Annotated in this window: 4 protein-coding genes; 3 read left to right on the top strand and 1 reads right to left on the bottom strand. The window is 70.5% G+C overall.

Going from position 1 to position 3,413, the window contains the following annotated elements:
- Positions 1–207: 207 nt before the first annotated feature.
- The gene (locus ETD96_RS42740; RefSeq protein ID WP_205719746.1) at positions 208–501 is read right to left on the bottom strand and encodes a pilin; all 294 of its coding nucleotides are present in this window, start codon (positions 499–501) and stop codon (positions 208–210) included.
- Positions 502–1,176: 675 nt separating this feature from the next.
- Between ETD96_RS42740 and ETD96_RS45540 the strand changes: the two genes are divergently transcribed.
- The 3 genes from ETD96_RS45540 to ETD96_RS45550 are packed head-to-tail and all read left to right on the top strand — an operon-like array spanning position 1,177 to position 3,005.
- Entirely contained in the window at positions 1,177–1,704 is a 528-nt protein-coding gene (locus ETD96_RS45540; RefSeq protein WP_171069513.1) for a hypothetical protein, read from the top strand.
- Positions 1,705–1,740: 36 nt separating this feature from the next.
- Positions 1,741–2,118 (top strand): hypothetical protein, encoded by a 378-nt coding sequence (locus ETD96_RS45545; protein WP_171069514.1) that lies wholly within the window; start codon positions 1,741–1,743, stop codon positions 2,116–2,118.
- The gene (locus ETD96_RS45550) at positions 2,115–3,005 is read left to right on the top strand and encodes a TRM11 family SAM-dependent methyltransferase (protein ID WP_274704688.1); all 891 of its coding nucleotides are present in this window, start codon (positions 2,115–2,117) and stop codon (positions 3,003–3,005) included. Before ETD96_RS45545 ends, ETD96_RS45550 begins: the two co-directional genes overlap by 4 nt.
- Positions 3,006–3,413: the final 408 nt, after the last annotated feature.

Here is a 3,413-nt window from a genome sequence, read left to right on the forward strand (position 1 = left end):
GCGGTGCGGTGGGTGTCTGCGTTCCTGGCGCCGCCGGTGCGTTCGGCGACGGATTCACCGACGGCTGCGGCCCGGGGTCGGCTGCGCCCCACGCCGCACTCGCGCCCGCGCACACGACCGCACCGGCCACCAGCAAGACCAACAAAGCCGCCGTGGCCAGCGACGCCCAGGACTGGTGCGCTCGGGCGGCCGGTACCGCAGGGGCAGTCACGAGGGCGAGCCGACGATGCCCTGCAAGATCTTCACCAGCAGCGGCGCCGGCACCGCCACCGAGTACCCGACCGCCGCGTACCGCAGCGTCTTCTTGGCCGCCTCCACCTCACCCGGATCGCCACCGGCCAGGATGTAGCGGACCCCGCCGATCGTGGCGAACAACGTCGCCAACCCCACCAGCAACCCCACGATCACATTCCGCAGATTCGTGATCACCTCATCCAACGAGGCCGCCGCGGCCAGGCCGGTGCCGGCCTCGGCCACACCGGGCACCAGCAGCGCGCTCACCCCGCACCCGGCCGTCCACAACAGCGACGCGGCCACCAGCCGCCGCCGAGGCGGTCGAGGGCGGCGCTGCACTCGGTCGCTAGCCGTGGGCTCGGACGAGGCGGATTCAGACCGCCCAATAGTGCGGCTGCTCTTACCGTGGTATCGGTCAGGCCACACCTCGATGAGTCGATGGATGGTTTGGTGCGAGTACTTGCAGGTGCGCATGGCAGCGTCTCCGGAACGTCGATTGACGGAATCGGCTGCCAGCCGTGCGATCAACCTGGAACGGCGCGGCCTCGGGCCGCGGGTGTCCTCCTTGACGGGACATATGAGACGGATGATTGCGGCGGGGACCGGGTTCTGACCGTCCGCCCGAGGTCCGCGCCGTTCACCGGTGATCTCGACTGGCACCCATGAAGCACCGCCGAACAGGCCCGAATTCACAGGCAGCCAGCATCCTTGATCAAGACTTGGGCCGCCCAGAGGACGATCGGCTCACCTGAGCGCGTCAGTGGCCCCTGAGCCGGTAGGCGTTCCGGCTCTTTCAAGGCCCGCATGGCTACGAGTGCCCGGTCATGATCCAGTCGGCAGTTCTTGACCCGATCATGAACCGGCCGATCATGAAAACCGCGCCCCTCGGCGGTGCTTTATCGGTGCACGGGGATCGGGTGGCCGCCTCGGGTCACCCAGCACATGAACCACCCACCGTCCAACCCGAACCACCCACCCACCGGCAACAACCGGCCCAACGGCGAGCGGCGCATGGTCCCGCTCACCGTCTGGCTGTGCTCAGACCCTCGCAGCCAGGACCTGCCGCCTCGACCGAGCGCCCGCTCGAACCGAGAAAGGCCCAGCAGCGCGATCTGCCTCCAGCACCGCCAGACCATCGGGCAGGAACTGGCCCAGCACCTGATCAGTACCTGCACCAGCGAAGGGGCACTGGTCGCCGAAGGCTTCACCACCAGCGAAGCCACCCTGATCACGGCCGCCCGCCTCGACCGGCGCGCCATCGCACTGGTCCCGCACTTCCCGCTCGCCCAGCACATCGGCACCCGCCTCCGCGCCGCCCTCGACCACCAGCAGCTGACGCGAGTGCGGATGCGCCCCGTCCGACCCGACCAGATGGCCAAAGGCCTGGCCGACCACCTCGACAGGGTCTCCCTGGTCATCGGCGCCCCGCCGCCGTACGAGACCGGTGGCCACAATCCGAGGCGAGGCTGAGCAACGGGCTGCCCAGCGTGCCGAGCCGACCTGTGGATGCTCACCAGCGAGCAACTCGGGCTGTTCATGGCATCGGCATGGCGAGTGCTGGCCCCCGGCGGCGTCCTGGCCGTCATCACCACGGCCCGCCACCAGTCCGGACGCCTCATCGACCCGGCGCCGCGCATCATCCGCCACGCCCAAAGCCTCGGCTTCCGCTACGCCCAGCACGTCATCGCGCTGCGCGTCCCGATCGAGGGCGACGCCCTGGTCGTGCAGGCCGGCCCCACCGACCTCGCGCAACTCCGCGATATCCGCTCCAGCGCCCTACCGCCCACGGTCGGCGTCCACGCCGCGGTGTCGCTGTTCAAGAAACCTCAAGAACCCACCGGCCCGCCTGGTCAAGACAGCGCGTACCGCGGGAGGACTCGATGAACCACGAAGGCCTCTCCCGCGTCCAGGCGTTGCCGTCGGTACTGGCGACTGGCCAGCGCCCGTCCCGGCTGCAGCGCCGGGGACGCTACACGCCCGAGTCGATGCGCCATCCCGGCAAGATGCTGCCCGCGATCGCCGCCACCGTCATCGAAGCGTTCACCGATGCGGGTGATCTGGTGGTCGACCCGATGTGCGGGATCGGCACCACCCTGGTCGAAGCGATCCATCTGGGCCGTGACGCTGCCGGGGTGGAGTACGAGCCCGACTTCGTCCATCTCACCCTGGGCAACCTGCGGCACGCCCGCTCCCAGGGAGCCACGGGGACACCTCAACTCGTGTGCGGGGATGCCCGCAACATCGCCACCCTCTACCAGGCCCTGCAAGGGAAGGCGGCGCTGGTGCTCACCTCACCGCCGTACGGATCGCACACCCACGGGCACATCTGCTCCGGACGCGACAACGGCGGCGGAAAGATCGCCAAACGGCACCACCGCTACTCCACCGATCGCGGCAACCTTGCCCATCAGCCCCTGCCCGGCCTGCTGGCCGGGTTCGGCCGCATCCTGGCCGGCAGCGCCGCCCTGCTGCGGCCCGGTGGGGTGATCGGCGTGACCGTCCGCCCGATCCGGGTCAAGGGCGAGCTGGTCGACCTGCCGGGCCAGGTCATCGACACCGCCCACCGCCACGACCTTGTCCTGTCTGGCCGCTACGCCGCCCTCCTGGCGGGGTTGCGCGACGGCGGTCTGGTCAACCGGGCCTCGTTCTTCCAGATGCTGGAAACCCGCCGTGCCCGCGACCGCAGCATCCCCGCCTGCGCCACCGCGCACGAAGACCTCCTGCTCTTCCAGCCAGCCGCGTTCACCGACCTGCCGGAGACGACCCGATGACCAACCACCGGCACAACAAACCAGCAGGATGGAACCGGGCTCTGGAGGTGCTGGCCATCCTCCAGTTGGGCCTATGCGGACGGTGCGGACGCGCCCGCTACGGCACCCGCCGCACTGCCCGGCACGCAGCCCGCGTTACCGCGCCCGGTACCCGGCTGCGCGCCTACCGATGCGGCGACGCCTGGCACCTGGCCAGCCCGCCGCGGCATCCGCAGCACATCACCCCGCCCGTCACCCTCGTCCAGGACCTTCGGGCCGGCTGGGCGGGGCTTGACCGGCGGGGTGCAGGTGAGCGTGCATACCGGTGCTCCGGTCCCGGACAGTCCGATGGCCCACAGGCTGCAGCGCACGCGTCCGGGCGCCGGAGCGGACCCGATCCGCTGGCAGACGCCCCCAGCGCCCCGCCAC

It is taken from the genome of Actinomadura geliboluensis (genome assembly GCF_005889745.1).
GTDB lineage: Bacteria > Actinomycetota > Actinomycetes > Streptosporangiales > Streptosporangiaceae > Spirillospora > Spirillospora geliboluensis.